The organism is Mesorhizobium sp. P3_A8 (assembly GCF_056402995.1).
In genome coordinates this window covers 122,928-143,229 of record NZ_JBFUGI010000007.1, presented here as the reverse complement: position 1 = coordinate 143,229, position 20,302 = coordinate 122,928, and the positions used below count along the sequence as shown (strand labels likewise).

General features: G+C 64.0%; 17 protein-coding genes. 7 read left to right on the top strand and 10 right to left on the bottom strand.

What is annotated here, in order from left to right; translation table 11 throughout:
• Positions 1–28: 28 nt before the first annotated feature.
• Positions 29–1,645 carry a bifunctional phosphoribosylaminoimidazolecarboxamide formyltransferase/IMP cyclohydrolase gene (gene purH, locus AC1DX4_RS18130; protein ID WP_477221596.1) on the top strand — a complete coding sequence of 539 codons (1,617 nt, stop codon included), beginning with the start codon at positions 29–31 and terminating at the stop codon, positions 1,643–1,645.
• A gap of 160 nt (positions 1,646–1,805) precedes the next feature.
• On the opposite strand, the gene AC1DX4_RS18125 is transcribed toward purH, so the two are convergent.
• Positions 1,806–3,182, bottom strand: coding sequence for an MFS transporter (locus AC1DX4_RS18125; protein ID WP_477221595.1), 1,377 nt, complete (start codon positions 3,180–3,182; stop codon positions 1,806–1,808).
• 274 nt (positions 3,183–3,456) lie between these two features.
• Positions 3,457–8,247, bottom strand: a complete 4,791-nt coding sequence (locus tag AC1DX4_RS18120) for an NAD-glutamate dehydrogenase (RefSeq protein ID WP_477221594.1) — start codon at positions 8,245–8,247, stop codon at positions 3,457–3,459.
• A gap of 136 nt (positions 8,248–8,383) precedes the next feature.
• Between AC1DX4_RS18120 and AC1DX4_RS18115 the strand changes: the two genes are divergently transcribed.
• Both AC1DX4_RS18115 and AC1DX4_RS18110 read left to right on the top strand, forming a co-directional pair.
• Positions 8,384–8,947 (top strand): peroxidase-related enzyme, encoded by a 564-nt coding sequence (locus tag AC1DX4_RS18115; protein WP_477221593.1) that lies wholly within the window; start codon positions 8,384–8,386, stop codon positions 8,945–8,947.
• Between the two features lie 136 nt (positions 8,948–9,083).
• On the top strand, positions 9,084–9,410 hold the full coding sequence (locus tag AC1DX4_RS18110; protein ID WP_477221592.1) for a YciI family protein: 327 nt from the start codon (positions 9,084–9,086) through the stop codon (positions 9,408–9,410).
• 9 nt (positions 9,411–9,419) lie between these two features.
• On the opposite strand, the gene AC1DX4_RS18105 is transcribed toward AC1DX4_RS18110, so the two are convergent.
• Positions 9,420–10,034: a LysE family translocator gene (locus AC1DX4_RS18105; RefSeq protein WP_027060444.1), complete on the bottom strand. Its 615-nt coding sequence runs from the start codon at positions 10,032–10,034 to the stop codon at positions 9,420–9,422.
• Positions 10,035–10,642: 608 nt separating this feature from the next.
• Here AC1DX4_RS18105 and AC1DX4_RS18100 point away from each other — a divergent pair.
• Positions 10,643–11,266 carry a DUF1062 domain-containing protein gene (locus AC1DX4_RS18100; RefSeq protein WP_477221591.1) on the top strand — a complete coding sequence of 208 codons (624 nt, stop codon included), beginning with the start codon at positions 10,643–10,645 and terminating at the stop codon, positions 11,264–11,266.
• A gap of 63 nt (positions 11,267–11,329) precedes the next feature.
• On the opposite strand, the gene typA is transcribed toward AC1DX4_RS18100, so the two are convergent.
• Entirely contained in the window at positions 11,330–13,159 is a 1,830-nt protein-coding gene (typA, locus tag AC1DX4_RS18095; RefSeq protein WP_172222479.1) for a translational GTPase TypA, read from the bottom strand.
• A 197-nt stretch (positions 13,160–13,356) separates the two neighbouring features.
• Between typA and AC1DX4_RS18090 the strand changes: the two genes are divergently transcribed.
• Positions 13,357–13,641: a hypothetical protein gene (locus AC1DX4_RS18090; RefSeq protein WP_477221590.1), complete on the top strand. Its 285-nt coding sequence runs from the start codon at positions 13,357–13,359 to the stop codon at positions 13,639–13,641.
• 170 nt (positions 13,642–13,811) lie between these two features.
• On the opposite strand, the gene AC1DX4_RS18085 is transcribed toward AC1DX4_RS18090, so the two are convergent.
• Entirely contained in the window at positions 13,812–15,095 is a 1,284-nt protein-coding gene (locus AC1DX4_RS18085; RefSeq protein ID WP_477221589.1) for an MFS transporter, read from the bottom strand.
• Between the two features lie 72 nt (positions 15,096–15,167).
• On the opposite strand from AC1DX4_RS18085, the gene AC1DX4_RS18080 reads away from it, so the two are divergent.
• Together AC1DX4_RS18080 and AC1DX4_RS18075 are read left to right on the top strand one after the other, a co-directional pair.
• Complete coding sequence (locus tag AC1DX4_RS18080; protein ID WP_477221588.1) at positions 15,168–15,785, top strand: TetR/AcrR family transcriptional regulator; 618 nt, start codon at positions 15,168–15,170, stop codon at positions 15,783–15,785.
• A gap of 44 nt (positions 15,786–15,829) precedes the next feature.
• The gene (locus tag AC1DX4_RS18075) at positions 15,830–16,423 is read left to right on the top strand and encodes a hypothetical protein (RefSeq protein WP_477221587.1); all 594 of its coding nucleotides are present in this window, start codon (positions 15,830–15,832) and stop codon (positions 16,421–16,423) included.
• A gap of 3 nt (positions 16,424–16,426) precedes the next feature.
• On the opposite strand, the gene ppa is transcribed toward AC1DX4_RS18075, so the two are convergent.
• From ppa to AC1DX4_RS18050, 5 genes are all read right to left on the bottom strand, one after another.
• Positions 16,427–16,960 (bottom strand): inorganic diphosphatase, encoded by a 534-nt coding sequence (gene ppa, locus AC1DX4_RS18070; protein WP_172222467.1) that lies wholly within the window; start codon positions 16,958–16,960, stop codon positions 16,427–16,429.
• 201 nt (positions 16,961–17,161) lie between these two features.
• The gene (locus AC1DX4_RS18065; RefSeq protein WP_477221586.1) at positions 17,162–17,668 is read right to left on the bottom strand and encodes an N-acetyltransferase family protein; all 507 of its coding nucleotides are present in this window, start codon (positions 17,666–17,668) and stop codon (positions 17,162–17,164) included.
• Positions 17,669–17,912: 244 nt separating this feature from the next.
• The gene (locus tag AC1DX4_RS18060; RefSeq protein ID WP_477221585.1) at positions 17,913–18,551 is read right to left on the bottom strand and encodes a TPM domain-containing protein; all 639 of its coding nucleotides are present in this window, start codon (positions 18,549–18,551) and stop codon (positions 17,913–17,915) included.
• A 4-nt stretch (positions 18,552–18,555) separates the two neighbouring features.
• Positions 18,556–19,449, bottom strand: coding sequence for a TPM domain-containing protein (locus AC1DX4_RS18055; protein WP_477221584.1), 894 nt, complete (start codon positions 19,447–19,449; stop codon positions 18,556–18,558).
• 4 nt (positions 19,450–19,453) lie between these two features.
• The gene (locus AC1DX4_RS18050) at positions 19,454–20,302 is read right to left on the bottom strand and encodes a TPM domain-containing protein (RefSeq protein ID WP_477221583.1); all 849 of its coding nucleotides are present in this window, start codon (positions 20,300–20,302) and stop codon (positions 19,454–19,456) included.

Sequence of the window (20,302 nt, the reverse complement as noted above, 5' to 3'; positions counted from 1 at the left end):
CCCTCCAGCCGTGAAAGGCCGCCAGCCCATGGCCGTCGCCGCCAAGAACATTCCCGCCCCGGATCTCGTTCCCGTCCGCCGTGCCTTGCTCTCCGTTTTCGACAAGACCGGCCTCATCGACTTCGCCAGGGCATTGGCCGCGGCCGGTGTCGAACTGGTCTCGACCGGCGGCACCGCCAAGGCGATCGCCGAGGCAGGGCTGGCGGTACGCGACGTCTCCGAGCTCACCGGCTTTCCCGAGATCATGGATGGCCGCGTCAAGACGCTGCATCCGTCCGTGCACGGCGCGCTGCTCGGCGTGCGAGACGACCCCGAACACGCCGCGGCGATGCGCAAACACCATATCGAGCCGATCGATCTCCTCGTCTCCAATCTCTATCCGTTCGAGGAAGTCCGTCGCTCCGGCGCCGACTATGCCGCGATCGTCGAGAACATCGACATTGGCGGCCCGGCGATGATCCGCGCCTCGGCCAAGAACCACGCCTATGTCGCCATCGTCACCGACCCAAGCGACTATGCCTCGGTGCTGAACGCGCTGGAAATGAACATCGGCTCGCTGTCGCTGGATTTCCGCAAGAAGCTGGCGGCCAAGGCCTTTGCCCGCACCGCCAGCTACGACGCGGCGATTTCCGGCTGGTTCGCCGAGGCGCTTGAGATCGAGCATCCGACCTGGCGCGCCTTCGGCGGCAGGCTGACCGAGGTGATGCGCTACGGCGAGAACCCGCACCAGAGCGCCGGCTTCTACGTCAATGGCGACAAGCGGCCGGGCGTCGCCACCGCGCGCCAGCTGCAGGGCAAGCAGCTGTCCTACAACAACATCAACGACACCGACGCCGCCTTCGAACTGGCCGGCGAGTTCGATCCTGCCCGCTCCGCCGCTGTCGCCATCATCAAGCACGCCAACCCGTGCGGCGTCGCCGAGGGCACCTCGCTCAAGGCTGCCTACGCCAAGGCGCTGGCCTGCGACCCGGTGTCAGCCTTCGGCGGCATCGTCGCTGTGAATCGCACCCTCGACGCGGAAGCAGCGCAGGAGATCGTGAAAACCTTCACCGAGGTCATCATCGCGCCCGACGCGACCGACGAGGCGGCGGCAATCGTTGCGGCGAAGAAGAACCTGCGTCTGCTGGTCACCGGTGGCCTGCCGGATCCGCGCTCGCCCGGCACGACGGTCAAATCCGTCGCCGGCGGCATGCTCGTCCAGGGCCGCGACAATGCCGTGGTCGACGATCTCGAGCTGAAGGTGGTGACCAAGCGGGCGCCGACACCGGCCGAAATGGCCGATCTCAAATTCGCCTTCCGCGTCGCCAAGCACGTCAAGTCGAATGCCATCGTCTATGTCAAGGACGGCGCCACCGTCGGCATCGGCGCCGGCCAGATGAGCCGGGTCGATTCCTCCCGCATCGCCGCCCGCAAGGCGCTCGATGCCGCAGAAGCGGCCGGCATGGCTGAGCCGCTGACCAAGGGCTCGGTGGTCGCCTCCGACGCCTTCTTCCCCTTCGCCGATGGCCTGCTTGCCGCAGTCGCAGCCGGCGCCACCGCCGTGATCCAGCCCGGCGGCTCGATGAACGACAAGGACGTCATCGCCGCTGCCGATGAACATGGCATCGCCATGGTGTTTACGGGGGTTAGGCACTTCAGGCATTAGGCTCCTTCCTTCTCCCCCTGTGGGAGAAGGTGGATCGGCGCGCAGCGCCGAGACGGTTGAGGGGTGTTCCAGCGGAGTGAGGCGTTGGTGTTCCCTGGAACACCCCTCATCCGTCGCCTTCGGCGACACCTTCCCCCACAAGGGGGGAAGGGAAGAAGCGCTACTCCACCGGCTGGTCCGCCGGATACGGAGTGCGAACCAAAATCGCCATGCCGATCGCCAAGAACAGGATAATCACCGCCATGCCGAGCCGCGCCGAATCGCTGAGCGCGGTGATGGTCGCCACCATGAACGGCGCCAGGAAGCTGGTCGCGCGTCCGGCCAGTGCGTAGATGCCGAAATAGCGGCCCGATTCCGCCGCCGTGACGCTGCGCGCCATGTAGGAGCGCGACGACGCCTGCACGGGGCCGAAAGCGAGCCCGATCAGCAGCCCATACATGATGTAGGCCTTCTCGGCCGCCGTGCCGAACAGGCCGCCCGAGTCGGTGGTCGAGAGCTGGATCAGGCCGAGCAGCGTGAAGCCCGGGCCGGTCGAAACGACGCCGACGGTGGCGATCGACAGCAAGACAAGCGAAATCATCACCACTGCCTTGGAGCCAAGCGCGGTGTCGAGCCGGGCCGCGATCCAGCAGCCGAAGATGGCAACGACGTTGAGGATGATGCCGAACATGCCGATCTCGGTGATCGACCAGTGGAACATGCCGGCCGCGAAGGTGCCGCCGAGCGCCAGCAGCGCGTTGACGCCGTCCTGGTAGATCATGCGGGCAACCAGGAAGCGGAAGATGCCGCCGCGTTTGCGCACCTCCGCCAGTGTCGATTTCAATTCCGACAGGCCCTCGCGCACCGCCGGCCCGATCGGAATGCCCTTGATGGCGTCCGGGGTGAAGAAGAACATCGGCAGGATGAACAGGAAGTACCAGCCGGCAGACAGCGGCCCGGTGGCGCGCGCATCCTCGCCGAGCTTCGGGTCGAGCCCGAACAGCGGGTCGATGCCGATGATCGTCTTGCCGGTCTCCGGTGAGCCCGCGAGACAGGTGACGACGAAGATCAGCGCGATCATGCCACCGAGATAGCCGAGGCCCCAAGCCGTGTTGGAGATGCGGCCGATCTCGCTCTTCGGCACCAGCCGCGGCATCATGGAATCGTTGAACACGGTGGAGAATTCCGCCGCCACCGAGGCCAGCGAGAACAGCGCCACGACCAGGAACAGGTTCGAGCCCGGGGCGGCGAACCACAGCAGGATGAGACTGCAGATCTTGATCGCGGCAAAGAAGGCGATCCACGGCTTGCGCGGCCCGGTCTGGTCGGCGATCGAGCCGAGGATCGGCGACAGTATCGCGATGACCAACCCGGCCGCGGCAATACCATAACCCCAGACGGCCTGGCCGGTGTTGGGATCGCTCGCCATGCGCGAAACGAAATAGGGACCGAAGATGAAGGTGGTGACGACCGTAAAGAACGGCTGCGCCGCCCAGTCGAAGAACATCCATCCCCAGATGCCGCGCCCGGACGCACGCTGCACTGTTTCTACCGCCATGATGATTCCCCCGCCCGCCCCCGCATCGGGCGCCATGTCTGCATGTTTCCGATACGCATGCAAATGACAAGCATCGCGCCGCCGTTCATTGCTCTTGGGTTCCTCGCCCCCACGGGAGTGGGGGAGAGGTGGCTCGGCGAAGCCGAGACGGAGAGGGGGAATGCGCCGTCCTATCCTGAAGAAAGGTCTTCACCCTACGAAGCCCCCTCTCCGACCGCTTCGCGGCCACCTCTCCCCCGCTCTGGCGGGGGCGAGGAACCCAAGCGTTCGAGCCTCACATCCCCGTCAGATCGCTCATCAGCCCGGACGCCACCGACAGCCGCGACACGGTGATGTCGCCGCCTTCGGTCAGCGCCTGCAGCCGCTCGCGGATGCGTGCCACCCTCTCACCGCCGGCTTCCAGCCAGGCTGCCACCGGGTCCGCCGTCTTGGCATGGCCGGTGAGTGCCGCCACCGCGATGCCGCGCCGCGCCGCGCCGATCGTGTCGGTCGCCCGCGACAGTGCCAGCTGGTCATAATAATCCGATGGCGTTATCGAGCGTGCCGCGTCCTCGACACGCGGGATGCGGAAGGCATCGCTGACGGCGAAGAACGCCTTGGCCGCGGCGACGATCTCGGCATTTGCCATCCGCGCGGTCAGCGCGATGTCGGGGATCAATTCCGCCACCTCGCTCAGCGCCAGCTGCTCGGCGAGTTTTTCGGGCGCGCCGGCCTTGAACAGCCCGTGCCGCTTCTCCTCGATCCGCTCGCGCGAGAAGGCCGGCAGCAGCGAAGCGAGCTTCGGCTCGAGCGCCTTGCGGGCGTCCTGCAGTTCGGCGATGCGCTGGCCGAGTGGGGCCGTGCCGGCGTCGTTCTTCAGATACCAGCCGCTGGTCACGTAGATCAGCCGGCTCACCATCTGGTAGAGATCGAGCTGCACCTGGCCGTCGATCTGGTTGTCGAGCGCGTCGATCTCGCGGTAGAGCGCCGGCAGCGCAAAGCCGTCACGCACCACGGCGAAGGTGCGCACCACGTCGGCGGCGGTGCGCCCCGTGGCTTCCTGCAGCCGGTTGACGAAGGACGGGCCGCCGCGATTGACCAGATCATTGGCGATGACGCGGGCAATGATCTCGCGGCGCAGCCTGTGGCCGTGGATTTCGGCGGCGTATTTCTTCGCCATCCGGTCCGGGAAATAGCCCATCAGGTCGCGGTCGAAATGCGCATCGTCCGGCACGTCGCTGGCGACGATGTCGGAAAACAGCACGATCTTGGCATAGGCGAGCAGCACGCCGAGTTCGGCCCGGGTCAGCGGCTCGCCACGCGCCTCGCGCTCAGCGAGTGCGGACGGTGACGGCAGCGTCTCGACCACACGGTCGAGCAGGCCGCGCGCTTCCAGCGCCGTCATGAAACGGCTCTGATGCGCGATGTCGGCAAGGCCGCGCTTGCGGGCGATCGAAAGCGCCAGCGTCTGTTCGTAATTGTTGGACAGCACCAGCCCGCCGACCTCGTCGGTCATCTCGGCCAGCAGCTTGTTGCGGGCCGGACGCGTCAGCGACCCCTTGCGCATCGCCGACGCCAGCGCGATCTTGATGTTGACCTCGACGTCGGAGCAATTGACGCCGCCCGAATTGTCGATGGCGTCGGAATTGTTGCGGCCGCCGGCCAGCCCGAATTCGATACGCGCCCGCTGCGTGACGCCGAGATTGGCGCCCTCGCCAATCACCTTGGCGCGCACGTCGAGCGCTGTGATGCGGATGGCATCATTGGCGCGGTCGCCGACCTCGGCGTTGGTTTCGGTCGATGCCCGCAGATACGTGCCGATGCCGCCGAACCACAACAGGTCGACCGGCGCCTTGAGGATGGCGGTCATGATCTCGGCCGGCGTCGCGGTGGTCTTGGCAAGGCCGATTGCCGCCGCTGCCGCGGCAGGCAAGGTGATCGACTTCTGGCTGCGCGAGACGATGACGCCGCCTTCCGACAGCTTCGACTTGTCATAGTCCTGCCAGCTCGAACGGGCGAGAGCGAACATGCGCTCGCGCTCGGCCATCGAGGCCGCCAGATCCGGATCGGGATCGATGAAGATGTCGCGATGGTCGAAGGCGGCGATCAGCCTGGTCTGCGGCGACAACAGCATGCCGTTGCCGAACACGTCGCCCGACATGTCGCCGACACCGACGACGGTGAAGGGCGAGGTCTGGATGTCGCGGTTGATCTCGCGGAAATGCCGTTTGACCGCTTCCCAGGCGCCCTTGGCGGTGATGCCCATCTTCTTGTGGTCGTAGCCGGCCGAGCCGCCGCTGGCGAAGGCGTCGTCGAGCCAGAAGCCATGCTTCTCGGAGATGGCGTTGGCGGTATCGGAGAAGGTCGCCGTACCCTTGTCGGCGGCGACGACGAAATAGGGATCGTCCTGGTCCCGGCGCACCACGCCGGCCGGCGGGATAACGCCGTCCAGGCCGATATTGTCGGTGATCGACAACAGGCTGGAGACGAAGTTCTTGTAGGCCGAGGTGCCGGCCTCGAAGATCGCGTCGCGGCTGCCGCCCGCCGGCAGGCGCTTGGGGAAGAAGCCGCCCTTGGCGCCGACCGGAACGATGACGGCGTTCTTGACCTGCTGCGCCTTGACCAGGCCAAGCACCTCGGTGCGGTAGTCCTGGGCCCGGTCCGACCAGCGCAGGCCGCCGCGCGCCACCGGGCCGAAGCGCAGATGCAGGCCCTCGACTTCAGAACCGTAGACGAAAATCTCGCGCCACGGTCGCGGCGCCGGCAGCCCTTCGACCGCCTGCGATTCGAGCTTGATCGCCAGCGACTGGCCTTTCGCTTTCGTATCGGCAACGAAATGATTGGTACGCAGCGAGGCCTCGATCAGATTGAGGTAGCGGCGGATGATGGTGTCGTCATCGATATTGGGCACATCCTCCAGCGCATCCCTTATCTTGGCCTTGAGATGCTTTGCCGCCACCACGCCTTCGCCCTCGGCCGTCGGCCCAAGCCTTGCGATGAACAGCGCATGCAGGCCGCGCGCGATGTCAGGATAGCGGTTGAGCGCCGCGGCGATGAAATCCTGGCTTTGCGGAATGCCGACCTGCTGCAGATAGCGGCCATAGGCGCGCAGGATGGTGATCTCGCCCGACCACAGGCCAGCCGTCTGGGCAAGGCCGTTATAGCCGTCATTGTCGACGTCGCCGCGCCAGACCGACAGGAACGCGTCCTCGAACAGTGCGCCGCCATCGCTAAGGTCGATCGGTTTGCCGTAACTGTTCTCCAGTTCCATGTCGTGGATGAAGACCAAGCCGGACTGCTCGTCGCCGACCTCGAAGGTGCGCTCGCTGATGACGCGGAAGCCGATGTTTTCCAGCACCGGCACACGCCGCGACAGCGCCACCGGTGAGCCATGATGATAGATCTTCAGCGCCGCCTGATGCGGCTTCTGCTCGGCATGGCGATAATAGTCGATGGCGATCGGATTGGCCGCGCTGATTTTGGCGATGCGCCCGGCGTCAGTCAGCGCCACCGCGGCGCTGAACGAGTCGCGGTAGCTTTCCGGCAGCCTTGCGGCAATCGCCTTTAGCGCCTGATCGCCGCCACCGGCGTCCGCCGCGTCGGCAAGGGCATCTTCCCAGGTCCGCACGATGTCGCGGATCGCCGCCTCGATCGTCATCTGCTCGACCTTCGGCGTCTTGCCGCCGGAGCGGCCGATGATAAAATGCACGCGCGCCAGCCCGCCTTCAGGGAAGGCCGGGTAATAGGCCGACAGCCGGCCCTCGAACACGGTTTTCAGATAGGCGCCGATCTTCTCGCGCACGACGCTGTCGTAACGGTCGCGCGGCACGAAGACGAGGATCGAGACGAAACGGTCGAACTGGTCGGCGCGCACCAGAGCCCGCACCCGCGGACGTTCGACCAGGCCGAGAATGGCCGCGGCGTGCTTGCGCAGGATCGGCACCGGCACCTGAAAAAGTTCGTCGCGCGGATAGCTCTCCAGCACGTTGATCAGCGCCTTGCCGGAATGATCGTGCCGGTCGAAGCCGGATTTGGCGATGATGGTTTCGGCCTTTGACCGCAGATACGGGATCTTCATCACCGAACGCGTGTAGGCGGTCGAGGTGAACAGGCCGACCATGCGCAATTCGCCCGCAAGCGCACCCTTAGGGGTGTAGGTCTTGACGCCGATGTAATCGAGATAGATGCGGCGGTGCACGGAAGACTTGGCGTTGGCCTTGGTGACGATCAGCGGCTCCGGCCCATGCAGGAAGGCGCGGATTTCGGGCGTTGTCGTCACCGCTTCGGTACCGCGCCGCAGCACCAGCACGTCGGGGTCGCTGAGGATGCCAAGGCCGGGCTTGTCGGCGCGCTCCAGATTACCGCTTTCCTCGCCGCCGGAGTATTTGAACTCGCGCATGCCGAGGAAAGTGAAATTGTCGTCGCGCAGCCATTCCAGGAAGGCGATCGCCTCGGCAACGCTGTTCTTGTCGAGCGGCACCGCCGAATAGCGGAACTCCGAGATCGCCTGGTCGAGCCGGGCCAGCATCGGCTTCCAGTCGTGGACGGCGGCGTGCACCTGGCCGAGCATCTTGCGCAACCGCTCGGTCAAGCCGTTCGCCGCCTCCGCCGTCAGCCGCGGAATATGGACGTGGATGACGCTCAGCCGGTCGTGATTGCTGTCGTCCTTGGCGAAATTGCCGTCGCCGAGGATTTCCTCGACACCGCGTTTGCCATGGCGAACGGTGATGACCGGGTGGGTGACCAGGGTCGGTTCGCCTGATGTCTCGGTGATCTCGCCGAGGATGGAATCGAACAGGAACGGCATGTTGTCGTTGACGACGGTGATGACCGTGACCGGCCGGCCCTCGCGGACAACGCCCGAATCGGTCTCGACGGCAACGACGCACGCGCCCTTCTTGTGGGCGGCGACCGCCCGGCCGGCGAGTTCGGCGGCGCGTTCGAGGTCGGCCGCTTCATAGGTGGCGATGTCTTCCGCCGGCGCACGGGCGAGCAGGTAGTCAGCAAGCCTGGCTGGCCTTTCCTCCGCTTTTGATGCTGCTGTGGCTTTTTTCTTCGGCTTAGCTGCGGATTTCACGCTGGCCATGACGCTATTCCCTCCCGTCGAATGCTTTTACGACTATCGTAGCAGATGACCGCTGTTTGGCGACAAAGGTTTGACGGCTTGCCAAGAATTATCGGAATTCGACGACAAGCCACCGCCCAAAGAGGAGAAACGACCCATGACCGGCAAAATCACCGCGCTCAATCTGGCCTCAGGAGAGCTGAGTGACGCAACAAAGGCCTATTTCGCCAAATGCGAGGAGAAGCTTGGCCTGGTTCCCAACGTGCTCAAGGCCTACGCCTTCGACGACAAGAAGCTGCGCGCCTTCACCGACATGTACAATGATTTGATGCTGGGTGAATCAGGCCTGTCGAAGCTGGAACGCGAGATGATCGCGGTCACTGTTTCCTCGATCAACCATTGCTACTACTGCCTGACCGCGCATGGCGCGGCGGTGCGCCAACTGTCCGGCGATCCGGCCCTCGGCGAGATGATGGTTATGAATCTCCGCGCCGCCGATCTGTCACCGAAACAGACCGCAATGCTCGAATTCGCCGTCAAGCTGACCGAGGAGCCCGCCAGGATTGTTGAAGCTGATAGGGCCGCCCTGCGTCAAGCCGGCTTTACCGACCGCGACATCTGGGACATCGCCTCGGCCGCAGCCTTCTTCAACATGTCGAACCGGGTGGCGGCGGCAATCGATATGCGGCCGAACGACGAATACCACGCCATGGCAAGGTAGCGGATCGCAGCTACCGCTCGACGCACCATATATTAGCAGTCGCGCATTCTCGTTGCTTCTCCGCCAGTTTGGTCCGATGATCGGTGCGCGGCATGACCGCATGCCGGTTCAATGCCGCTCATCAAGGGAGGAGAACATGGCGCAGTTTCTCTACGTCTATCACGGCTCCGGCAAGATGCCGACGAGCGATGCCGAGCGAAAGGCGATGACGGACGCCTGGACCGGCTGGTTTGGACAACTGGGCTCGGCTGTTGTCGACCCGGGCAATCCGGTCGGCATGTCGAAGACCGTCCTGCCCGGTGGCAAGATAGAAAACAATGGCGGCAGCAACCCGACCGGCGGCTACTCGATCATCGAAGCCAGGGATATCGACGATGCCGCGGAGAAGGCCAAAGGCTGCCCGATGCTGGCCATGCCAAACTGCAACGTCGAGATCGCGCCGATCATCAATATGATGGGCTGACGCTTCGCCTCAGGATCGTGCCGCGATCGCCGCCGCAGCACCCGCCATCGTCGTGGCGCTGATCCGGTTGGCGATCTTCATGGCGCGCTTGCTCTTCAACAGCTTGCGCGCCTGCGAGGCGGCGAGCACCCAGGCGAGATCGATGGCGATCAGCACCACGGCCATGGTCGCCGTCAGCTCGACCCAGCCGACGATGCTGACCGAGGCGAGGTCGATGATGGTCGGCAGCAGCGCCAGATAGAACATCATGATCTTGGGATTGCCGAGCGTCACGGCCATGCCGGCGAAAAACAGCTTGATCGCCGAATCTTCGCGCGGCATCTCGCCTTCCTTCGCGTCGACAGGCGCCGTCCACATCTTCCAGGCGAGGTATGCGAGATAGGCGACACCCACCCATTTCACGACAACAAAGGCGAAGTGAAAAGTCTGCGCCACCACAGCCAGGCCGAACACCGCCAGCGACAGCCAGATGCCCTCGCCGATCCACATGGCGAGCAGGAACGGAAACACGTCGCGAAAGCCCTTCGAGATGACACGGGCGACGAGTGCGGCGATCGATGGACCAGGCGAGCCGGCGGCGACGAACAAGGCGGCGGCGAAGATCAGCAGCGAGGTGAGGTGCATGGCGGGGGTCTCTGCGTCAGGGCTCGATCAACCACAAATACTCGACAGCTGCGGCTCTGGCAAAGGCAACCAGATACGGACCATTGGCGCTGACACACCAAGGCTTGGGTGCCTCGCCCCCGCAAAGCGGGGGAGAGGTGGCCGCGAAGCGGTCGGAGAGGGGGCTGCGGCGCTGGTGAGTCTGCTCCGAATTCTTGTGAACACCGAGCCTTCCCCCTCTCCGTCTCGGCTTCGCCGAGCCACCTCTCCCCCACTCCCGTGGGGTGAGGAACCCAGGGCTTGCGAAGTCCCCTTGCAGACACTGCATCTCGCGGCTAGAAGACCCGCCGCGAAACAATTTCGAGCTTCACTTTGCCCCAGTAACCGCCGGTCTCGTCAACTCCCCCGACACACTTGCATGGCGCCGCATTCGTGGTGCCTGTTTCATGTTCATGTGTTCTTCTGGGCGGCGGTTCGAGACCGGTTTGGCACTGCTGAACCGCTGTCGCGCGCTTTCCGCCAGCGACACCTGACGTCACAATCTCCGCAGCCTACCGCCACGCCGCGCCTGCACGGGCATCTCGATAGTGCCGACCTGATGAACTTCCCGACGGGAAGGGCTTACCGGCATGTCTTCTATTCTGCGTATCCACTGGGCGATCACGCCTGCAATCGCACCTCAACCCCTGATCAACTGCAATCGCTGCGGCGGCGTGAAGGCCTATCGCTGCAGCGGAAAATTCCGCGTCAACGCCAACGGCAAGCGCATCGACGTCTGGCTCATCTATCGCTGCGTCGACTGTGACAATTCCTGGAATCTCGGCATTTTCGAACGCTGCAACCGCCGCGACATCGAGCCGGCGCTGCTGCAGGCGCTCGAAAGCAATGATCCGGGACTGGCGCGGCGCCACGCCTTCGACATCGTCGCCTTGCGCAACCAGGTGGGGCGGGTCGAGGAGTTTGCCGATGTCTCCGTGCATAAGCGGTTGCTCGGCGCCAGGGAAAGCGCGGCGGTTCTGGAACTCCAGCTTGGACTGGAAATGCCGACATCACTCCGGCTCGACCGCTTGCTTGCCAATGAACTCGGCATTTCGCGGTCGCGGCTTCAGGCGCTGGAGGAGCGGCACCTGCTGGCCGTCGATCCGGAAGGAGCCAAAGCCTTGCGCAAGCCGGCCCGCACCAGAACAACGATCCGCATCGATCTGGCTGGCGAGCCGGATCACCAAGCCATCATATGCGCGGCCGGCGGGTGAACGAGAGAGGGGCGAAGCATCAAATGCTCCGCCCCTCTCATACACAATCAGAAGTCAGAAAATTTACGCCGCGCCGACCACCTTGGCCGACTTCTCGAAACGCTTGCGCTCGTTCGGGTCGAGATAGAGCTTGCGCAGACGGATGGTCTTGGGCGTCACCTCGACCAGCTCGTCGTCCTGGATCCAGGCCAGCGCGCGTTCCAGCGTCATGCGGATCGGCGGGGTGAGCTTGACCGCCTCGTCCTTGCCGGCGGCACGGATGTTGGTCAGTTTTTTCCCCTTGAGGACATTGACCTCAAGGTCGTTGTCGCGGGAGTGGATGCCGATGATCATGCCCTGATAGACCTTGACGCCCGGATCGATGACCATCGGGCCGCGGTCTTCCAGGTTCCACATGGCGTAGGCCACAGCCTCGCCCTGTTCGTTGGAAATCAGCACGCCATTGGTGCGGCCCGGCAATTCGCCCTTGTACGGTTCATAGGCGTGGAACAACCGGTTCATCACGGCGGTGCCGCGAGTGTCGGTCAACAGTTCCGACTGGTAGCCGATCAGGCCGCGTGTCGGCGCGTGGAAGACGATGCGCTGGCGGTTGCCGCCGGAGGGGCGCAGTTCCACCATCTCGGCCTTACGCTCCGACATCTTCTGCACGACGATGCCGGCATGCTCCTCGTCGACGTCGATGACGACTTCCTCAACCGGCTCCAGCAATTCGCCGTTCTCGCCCTTCTGCATGACGACGCGCGGACGCGACACGGCGATTTCAAAACCTTCGCGGCGCATCGTCTCGATCAGCACGGCCAGCTGCAATTCGCCGCGGCCGGAGACGAAGAACGAATCCTTGTCGGGCGATTCCTCGATCTTCAGCGCGACATTGCCTTCGGCTTCGCGCAACAGGCGGTCGCGGATGACGCGGCTGGTCACCTTGTCGCCTTCGGTGCCGGCGAGCGGTGAATCGTTGACGAGGAAGGACATGGTCACGGTCGGCGGATCGATCGGCTGCGCATGCAGCGCCTCGGTCACCGCCATGTCGCAGAACGTATCGGCGACTGTGCCCTTGGACAGGCCGGCAATGGCGACGATGTCGCCCGCCTGGGCTTCCTCGATCGGCTGGCGCTCGAGGCCACGGAAGGCAAGTATCTTGGAAATGCGGCCGGTTTCGATCTGGGTGCCGTCATGGTGCAGCACCTTGACCGCCTGATTCGACTTCAGCGTGCCGCTCTCGATGCGGCCGGTGATGATGCGGCCAAGGAACGGGTTGGCTTCCAGGATGGTGCCGATCATGCGGAACGGGCCGGGATGAACGGTCGGCTCCGGCACATGCTTGATGACGAGGTCGAACAGCGGCGCCAGGCCCTGATCCTTCGGGCCCTCCGGGTTCTCGGAGACCCAGCCATCGCGGCCCGAGCCGTAGAGAATCGGGAAATCGAGCTGGTCATCGGTGGCGTCGAGCGCTGCGAACAGGTCGAACACTTCGTTGACCACCTCGACATGGCGGGCGTCCGGACGGTCGATCTTGTTGATGACGACGATCGGCTTCAGGCCGACCTTGAGCGCCTTGCCGACGACGAACTTGGTCTGCGGCATCGGCCCTTCGGCGGCGTCGACCAGCACGATGGCCGAATCCACCATCGACAGGATGCGCTCGACTTCGCCGCCGAAATCGGCGTGGCCGGGCGTGTCGACGATGTTGATGCGCGTGTCCTTCCAGTCGACCGAGGTCGCCTTGGCCAGGATGGTGATGCCGCGTTCCTTTTCGAGGTCGTTGGAATCCATGGCGCGTTCGGCGACGCGCTGATTGTCGCGGAAGGAGCCGGATTGCCGCAGCAATTGGTCGACGAGGGTGGTTTTTCCATGGTCGACGTGCGCGATGATCGCGATATTACGAATTTTCATGTTCTGGTCTCGGAAGCGTTGCAGGCAGCAGGCCAAAAGGCGCTGCCTCTTTCGGTTGCGCGGCTCATACAGGGTTTTTCGCAGTTGCGAAAGAGGACGCGCGACACCAAATACTCATCAAATCTTAAGCATCTGCGTGTGAGATGATTTTGTTAACCAAGGCGGGAACCTTTGAGGGCCCGGGCAGTTCGACCATCATGACCGACAAACTCAACCGATTTTGGCCACTCATCGCATCCGTGGCCTTTGCCTTACTGCTGGCGGCCAACGCTGCGCAGTCGGCTGCCGCGACGCAGAAGGGCGCGCGCGCTGTTGGGCAGGCCGACACCCAGACCGCCGAACAGGCCTATGCCGATGCGCCTGATGGCGTTGACCCGATGGTTACGGGACCGGTCAGTACCGCCTTCAAGCAGAGACAAGCCAGCGCCAACTGCGACAGCGCCGTGTGGCCGAACATTCCGATGGTCTGCTACCCGGATTGAGACGCCTCGCGCCTGTGCTTACACGCTGAGGCGCGTTGAGATTCAGGTCAGGCCGAGTCGAAAACGGTGACTTCCGAGAACCGGAGCGGAGCGTACTTTTCGTACGTGAGCACCGGAAGCGCAGGGAAGCCGCCGTTTGCAGGCCGGCCTCACCTGAATATTGATGCGCCTCAAGCCGCCTGCGGTTCCGGATCGAAGGCCGGCCGGCTGGTGTTGATCAGCAGCGAGATACAGGCCGCGGCGATCGCCGTCATGCCTGCAATCAGGAAGGCCAGTTCGTAATTGCCCTGCAGCTCGCGCATGGTGCCGCCGAAGGCAGCAGCCGTGGCCGCACCCACCTGATGGCCGGCAACGATCCAGCCGAACACGATCGGGCCGCTGCGGTCGCCGAATGCTTCATTGGCGAGCCGCAGTGTCGGCGGCACGGTGGCGATCCAGTCGAGGCCGTAGAGCACGGCGAAGATGATCAGGCTGGTCGCCGAGAAGCCGGAATAGGGCAGGTAGATCAGCGACAGGCCGCGGATGGCGTAATAAACGCCGAGCAGCTTGCGCGGATCGAAACGGTCGGTGAGCCAGCCCGACAATGTCGTGCCGATCAGGTCGAAAATGCCCATCATCGACAACAGGCCGGCGGCCTGCACCTCGCCGATGCCCATATCGCCGCAGAAGGCGATCAGATGCGTGCCGACCAGCCCATTGGTGGTGAAGCCGCAAACGAAGAAGGTGGCGAACAGATACCAGAACACCCTTGTGCCGGCGGCGCGGCGCAGCGTGTTGAGCGTGTGGGCGAGGAAATTGCCTTGCGATGCCGGCGATGTCGGCGGCACGTCATCGGCCTCGGCGCCATAACGCACCATACCAATCGAGGCCGGCCGCTCCGGCACCAGCAGCCAGACCAGCGGTATCATGGCTGCAGTGGCGATCGCGACCGCAATGACAACCGGCTGCCAGCCGCCCGATTGCGCCAAAGCAGCGATCAGAGGCAGGAACACCAGCATGCCCGACGCACTGGAGGCCGACATCAGCCCCATGACGAGACCGCGATTGGTCTTGAACCAGCGATTGACGATGGTGGCGCCAAGCACGCTGGCGACCGCGCCGGAGCCGATGCCGGAAAACACACCCCAGGTGATGAAGAGATGCCAGGGCTTGGTCATCAGCAGGCTGAGCGCCGTCGAGCCCGACATGATCACCAGCGAGGCAAGCAGCGTGCGGCGCAGCCCGATCCTTTCCATCAGCGCGGCGGCGAATGGACCGGTCAGACCATAGAGCAGGATGCCGACGCCGGCGGCCAGCGAGACGATGTCGCGCCGCCAGCCGAAGCTGTTTTCGAGCGGCAGCATCATGACCGAGGGTGCGGAGCGCAGCCCGGCCGCGACCAGCAGGCAAAGGAAGATGACGCCGACCACGACGAACGCGTAGCGCTGGCCAAAGGGACGGGACTGAGCTATCATGTTACTGACCGGTACGTTGCAAGATGGGAACGTGTACACGTACCGATCGGTACACGTCAATCGAGTCACATGATGCCAACGGACAAAAATATTGAACTAACCATCAGCGAAGGTCATGCATCGGCGCCACCCAAGGCCGCCAAGAAGATCCTCGATGTCGCCTATGACCTGTTCTACCGGCGCGGCATCAGGGCGATCGGCGTCGACGAGATCGTCAAGCGCGCCGGCGTCACCAAACCCAGCCTCTATCGAAGCTTTCCCTCCAAGGACGAATTGGCCGCTTCCTATCTCCGGCAATACGATCTTGAATACTGGGAGCGTTTCGACGAGGCGGTGGAAGCCCATCCCGGCGACCCGCGCACGCAGATCAAGGCTTTCCTGACCCGCATCGGCAAGCGCACGCAAGTGGCCGACTATCGCGGCTGCGGCATGACCAATGCAGCGGTCGAGTATCCCGAACACAGCCATCCGGCCCGCGTCGTCAGCGAGGCCAACAAGCAGGAATTGCGCCGCCGGCTGCGCGCCATGGCCGCCGCGATGGGGGCGGAAGACGCAGACACGCTGGGTGACGGGCTGCTGCTCCTCATCGAAGGCGCCTATATCAGCGGCCAGTTGTTCGGCCTCGGCGGACCGGCGCAGTCGGTGGCCCGCAACGCCGATCTGCTGATCGAAGCGAGTTTGAAGAAATAGCAATTGGCGGTACGCTGCTCCGGCCCGAACCGGAGGTGTCCGTCATGCGTGCCATTCTGATCCCGCTTGCCCTCGCCGGTCTCTGCCAGGTGGCGCACGCCGGCGACATATCCAGCGCCTACACCGATCTCGACTCGAAGAAGGATTGCGTGACCTACGCGCAGGCCGAGGAAGGCGACGGTGACTGGGCCGAGCTAGCCTGCTCGGGCTATCGCGGTTATCCGGTGCTGATCGCCTATGACGACGCCCGTGAATCGCTGTTCTACGGGTTTCCGCCCGGTGGCGACATGACGTCGGCGTGGGAGAGTTTTTCAGGCTTCAATTCGTCCGGAACCAAGGTCGAATGGCGCATTGAAACCACAGGCGACAAGGCCGTGCCCTTCGCGGTCATCCACCGCCGCTCAATCAGCAATGGCGAGGACGCGAACAAATCGACCGACGTGCTGCTTGTCGCCAAGGTCGGCCAGATGGATGCGCGAGAAAGCTGCACGGTCGGCCTTGTCCTGGCCACCGGCAACCCGCAAGCCAACGACCAGGCGCGAAAACTTGCCGACGAGAAGGCGCGAACCTTCGCCTGCGGCAAGGACCGGCACACCGTCATCGGCAATGTGCCGCCTTTCGGCCGGGTCGATAATTGAGCGCTACTTGCTCGCCTTCGCCCGTGCGATCGCGTCGACGATCATCTTCTTGGCATATTTGGAATCGTGCCAGCCTTCGATCTTGACCCATTTGCCGGGCTCGAGATCCTTGTAGTGCTCGAAGAAGTGCTGCACCTGCTGGCGCGTGATTTCAGGCAGATGCGTGTATTCGGTGACGTTTTCGTAGCGCAGCGTCAGCTTCGGCGACGGAACCGCGATGACCTTTTCGTCCTGGCCGGCATTGTCTTCCATCACCAGCACGCCGATCGGCCTGACATTGATGACGCAGCCCGGCACCAGCGCGCGCGTGTTGCAGACCAGCACGTCGATCGGATCGCCGTCACCTGACAGCGTGTGCGGCACGAAGCCGTAATTGCCGGGATAACGCATCGAGGTGTGCAGGAAGCGGTCGACAAACAGCGTGCCGGCCTCCTTGTCCATCTCGTACTTGATCGGCTCGCCGCCGATCGGCACTTCGATGATGACGTTGATGTCCTCAGGCGGATTCTTTCCGATGGCTATGGCTTCGATGCGCATGGTTTTGTCCCTCTCTCGGTTGGGGAGGAGATAGCGGGCGGCGCAGAATGGCGCAATGCGGCGAATCGTATTCGAAGACGTCAGGCGAGACGCGATGCCATCCGACGCGTTCAATCATCGGCACAAGATGTTTCAGCGTCGTGATTTCACTGGGATACGCACGGCGTATCGGCTTTGGCTTCCGCGATCATCCCCAAGCTGTCATTCCCAGACGAAGGCGACCTTCTTCAGCGCTTTCTGCTCGAAGATCTCGACACCCTCGGCGACATCGCGGCCGCCGGCACCCTCATAGAAGGCCAGCGCATTCTGATTGTCTTCCAGTGCCCAGACCACCATGCCCTTCAGGCCATGGTCGGCGAGGCGCGCCCTGGCTGCCGAAAACAGGCGACGGCCGAGACCGATGCCTTGATACTCCGGGCGCAGGTACAATTCGTAGATCTCGCCTTGCTGCTTGAGCTCCCGGGCACGGTTCTTGCCGATCGTCGCATAGCCGGCGATGGTGCCGCCGATTTCGACGACCAGAACGGTGGCGGCGCGGCGAATCGCATTCGCCCACCAATCGGCGCCGCGACGGTTGATCATCGATGTCAGCGTGCGGTGCGGAATGATGCCGGAATAGGCGCCGCGCCAGGCTTCCAGGTGCACCTCGGCGATGGCGCCAGCGTCGCGCGGGTCGGCTTTTCGGATGTCGATCGTCAGCGTATTCATGATTTGTTAACCATAAACCCGCATCGCCCGATTGCAAGAGTCCGGGCGGCTCGCCGACCGCTTTCTCACAGCCGATCATGACACTGCTGACATCGTGCGAAAGCCTGCCTGAAAACGCGCTCAGCCGAGGCCGATGGCGTGGCTTTCGAGAACCGAAGCGCAGCGGACTTTTGGGTCCGTGAGCATCGGAAGCGCAGAAAGCCGCGTCAGGCGCCCGGCTGAGCAGCGTTTGCAGGCAGGCTTTTCAGATTTCGACCAGATGGTCGTCCAACTCGTTGGCATCGCCCGAGGTAACCGGGAAATGCTCGGCCAGCACCGCCCCCACCTGCTCGATCGCCTTGACGAAGCCGTCGGCAAGCCGGTCGTCGCCGGCGTGCGCCGTGAGATCGCGCACCACACCGTCCCAGACATGCTGGCCGACCTTGGCGTCGATGCCCGAATCGGCGACCACCTCGGCGTAGCGCTCAGTGATCGAGACGAACACCAGCACGCCGGTGCGCGCCGTGGTGCGGTGGACGTTGCGGGCAAGGAACTGCTTGATCGCATTGGCGTGCGCCGCCTGATAGCGCAGGCGCCGCGGCACCATATGGATGCGCAGGCCGGGCAACGCCCACAACAGGGCCAGCACGCAAGCCAGCGCCAGCAATTGGGCGATGACGAAATGCGGCAGGCGGATGGTGAGCCACCAAGCCTCCAGCCCGTAGGCAACGGCGAGACTGACGACCAGCATGCCAAGCGTCGCCATCAAGGCGGCGGGGGCGAAATAGCCATCGCTGGCATGCGCGACGACGCAGTAGATCTCGCCATCGGTCCTGGTTTCAGCGGTGCGGATCGCATCGGCGATGCGCTCATGATCCTGCGGGCTGATCGGTCGTGTTGCCATTGTCTCACCAGCTTCCTGAAGAACCGCCACCACCGGACGAGCCGCCGCCGCCCGAAAACCCACCGCCGCTGCTGCTTGACCCGGACGACCAGCCACTACTGGAGCTTCCCGACGACCAGCCGCCGCCCGACGAACCCGTTGTCCAGCCGCTGCTGCCAGACGAACCGCTGGGCCCCCGACCGTAACGAAACGTCATGCCCAGCCATCTATACACGCCCGGCGAAAGCTTGGTGCCGAACATCGGCGGCAGGAACGCCATCGCGATGCCGCCGAAGAACATCGTGCCCCACAGGATCAGGAACACCGCGACGATCGGGTCGATGGGGGTGCTGCTGTCGGCGGGATTGCGCTTGCCGCGCGCTTCCAGCTCTTCGGGATTGCCTTGCAGCACCATGACCATGTCGTCGACGGCCTTCGAGATGCCGCCGGAGAAATCGCCGGCGCGGAACGCCGGCACCATGTCGTTTTCGATGATCAGCTTGGTGTGCAGGTCGGTCAGCGTGCCTTCCAGCCCGTAGCCGACCTCGATGCGCATCTTGCGGTCGTTCGGCGCGACCAGCAGCAAAACGCCGTTGTTCTCCTTGGCCTGGCCGAGTTTCCAGAAACGGAACAGCCGGTTGGCGTAGGGTTCGATCTCCTCGCCATCGAGGCTGGGGATGGTGGCCACGACGATCTGGTCGGAGCCCTTCGTCTCGAAATCCGCGAGTTTTTGCGTCAGCGCCGCCTTGGTCGCGGCATCGATGATGCCGGCATTGTCGACGACGCGGCCGGTCAGTGCCGGCAACTCGGCGGCGAAAACAGCGAAGCAGGACGAAAGCAGCGCCAGCGCGGCCAGGAGAGCATGGATCGCCGGGGTGAAATGGCCGGGCCTCGACAGGCTGTTGCTGCGTGCCGTCATGCCGTCACCAGCTTCCCGAGGAGCCGCCACCGCCGGACGAACCGCCGCCGCCGGAAAACCCACCGCCACCGCCGCCCGAAGACCAGCCACCGCCGGAACTGCCAGAAGACCAGCCGCCACTTGAGGAGCGCCGGCCAGGCTCGAAGGTCATGCCGAGCCAGCGATAGCGTCCAGGCCCGAGCTTCTGGCCGAAGATCGGCGGCAGGATGGAGGCTGCCATGCTACCGAAAAAGATGATCGCCCAGATACCGATGAACACCGCAAAGAACAGATTGTCGGTATTGAACGGTGCTTTCTGGTTGCGCTCGCCGCGCGCCACCAATTCCTCAGGATTGCCTTCCAGCACCATGACCATGTCGTCGACGGCCTTCGAGATACCGCCGGAGAAGTCGCCGGCGCGGAAGGCCGGCACCATATCGTTTTCGATGATCAGCTTGGTGTGCAGGTCGGTCAGCGTACCTTCCAGCCCGTAGCCGACCTCGATGCGCATCTTGCGGTCGTTCGGCGCGACCAGCAGCAAAACGCCGTTGTTCTCCTTGGCCTGGCCGAGTTTCCAGAAGCGGAACAGCCGGTTGGCGTAGGGCTCGATCTCCTCGCCGTCGAGGCTGGGGATGGTGGCGACGACGATCTGGTCCGAGCCCTTGGTCTCGAAGTCGGCGAGTTTTTGCGTCAGCGCCGCTTTGGTGCCGGCATCGATGATGCCGGCATTGTCGACGACGCGGCCCGTGAGCGCCGGCAGGTCCGCGGCGAAGGCTGTGAAGCCGACGAGCAAGACCGCCATGGCCAACAAGGCAGCGCCTGTCAGGGTCACGAAACGGCTGTGCCGGGAGGGGCTGATGATGGAGGCGGTCAT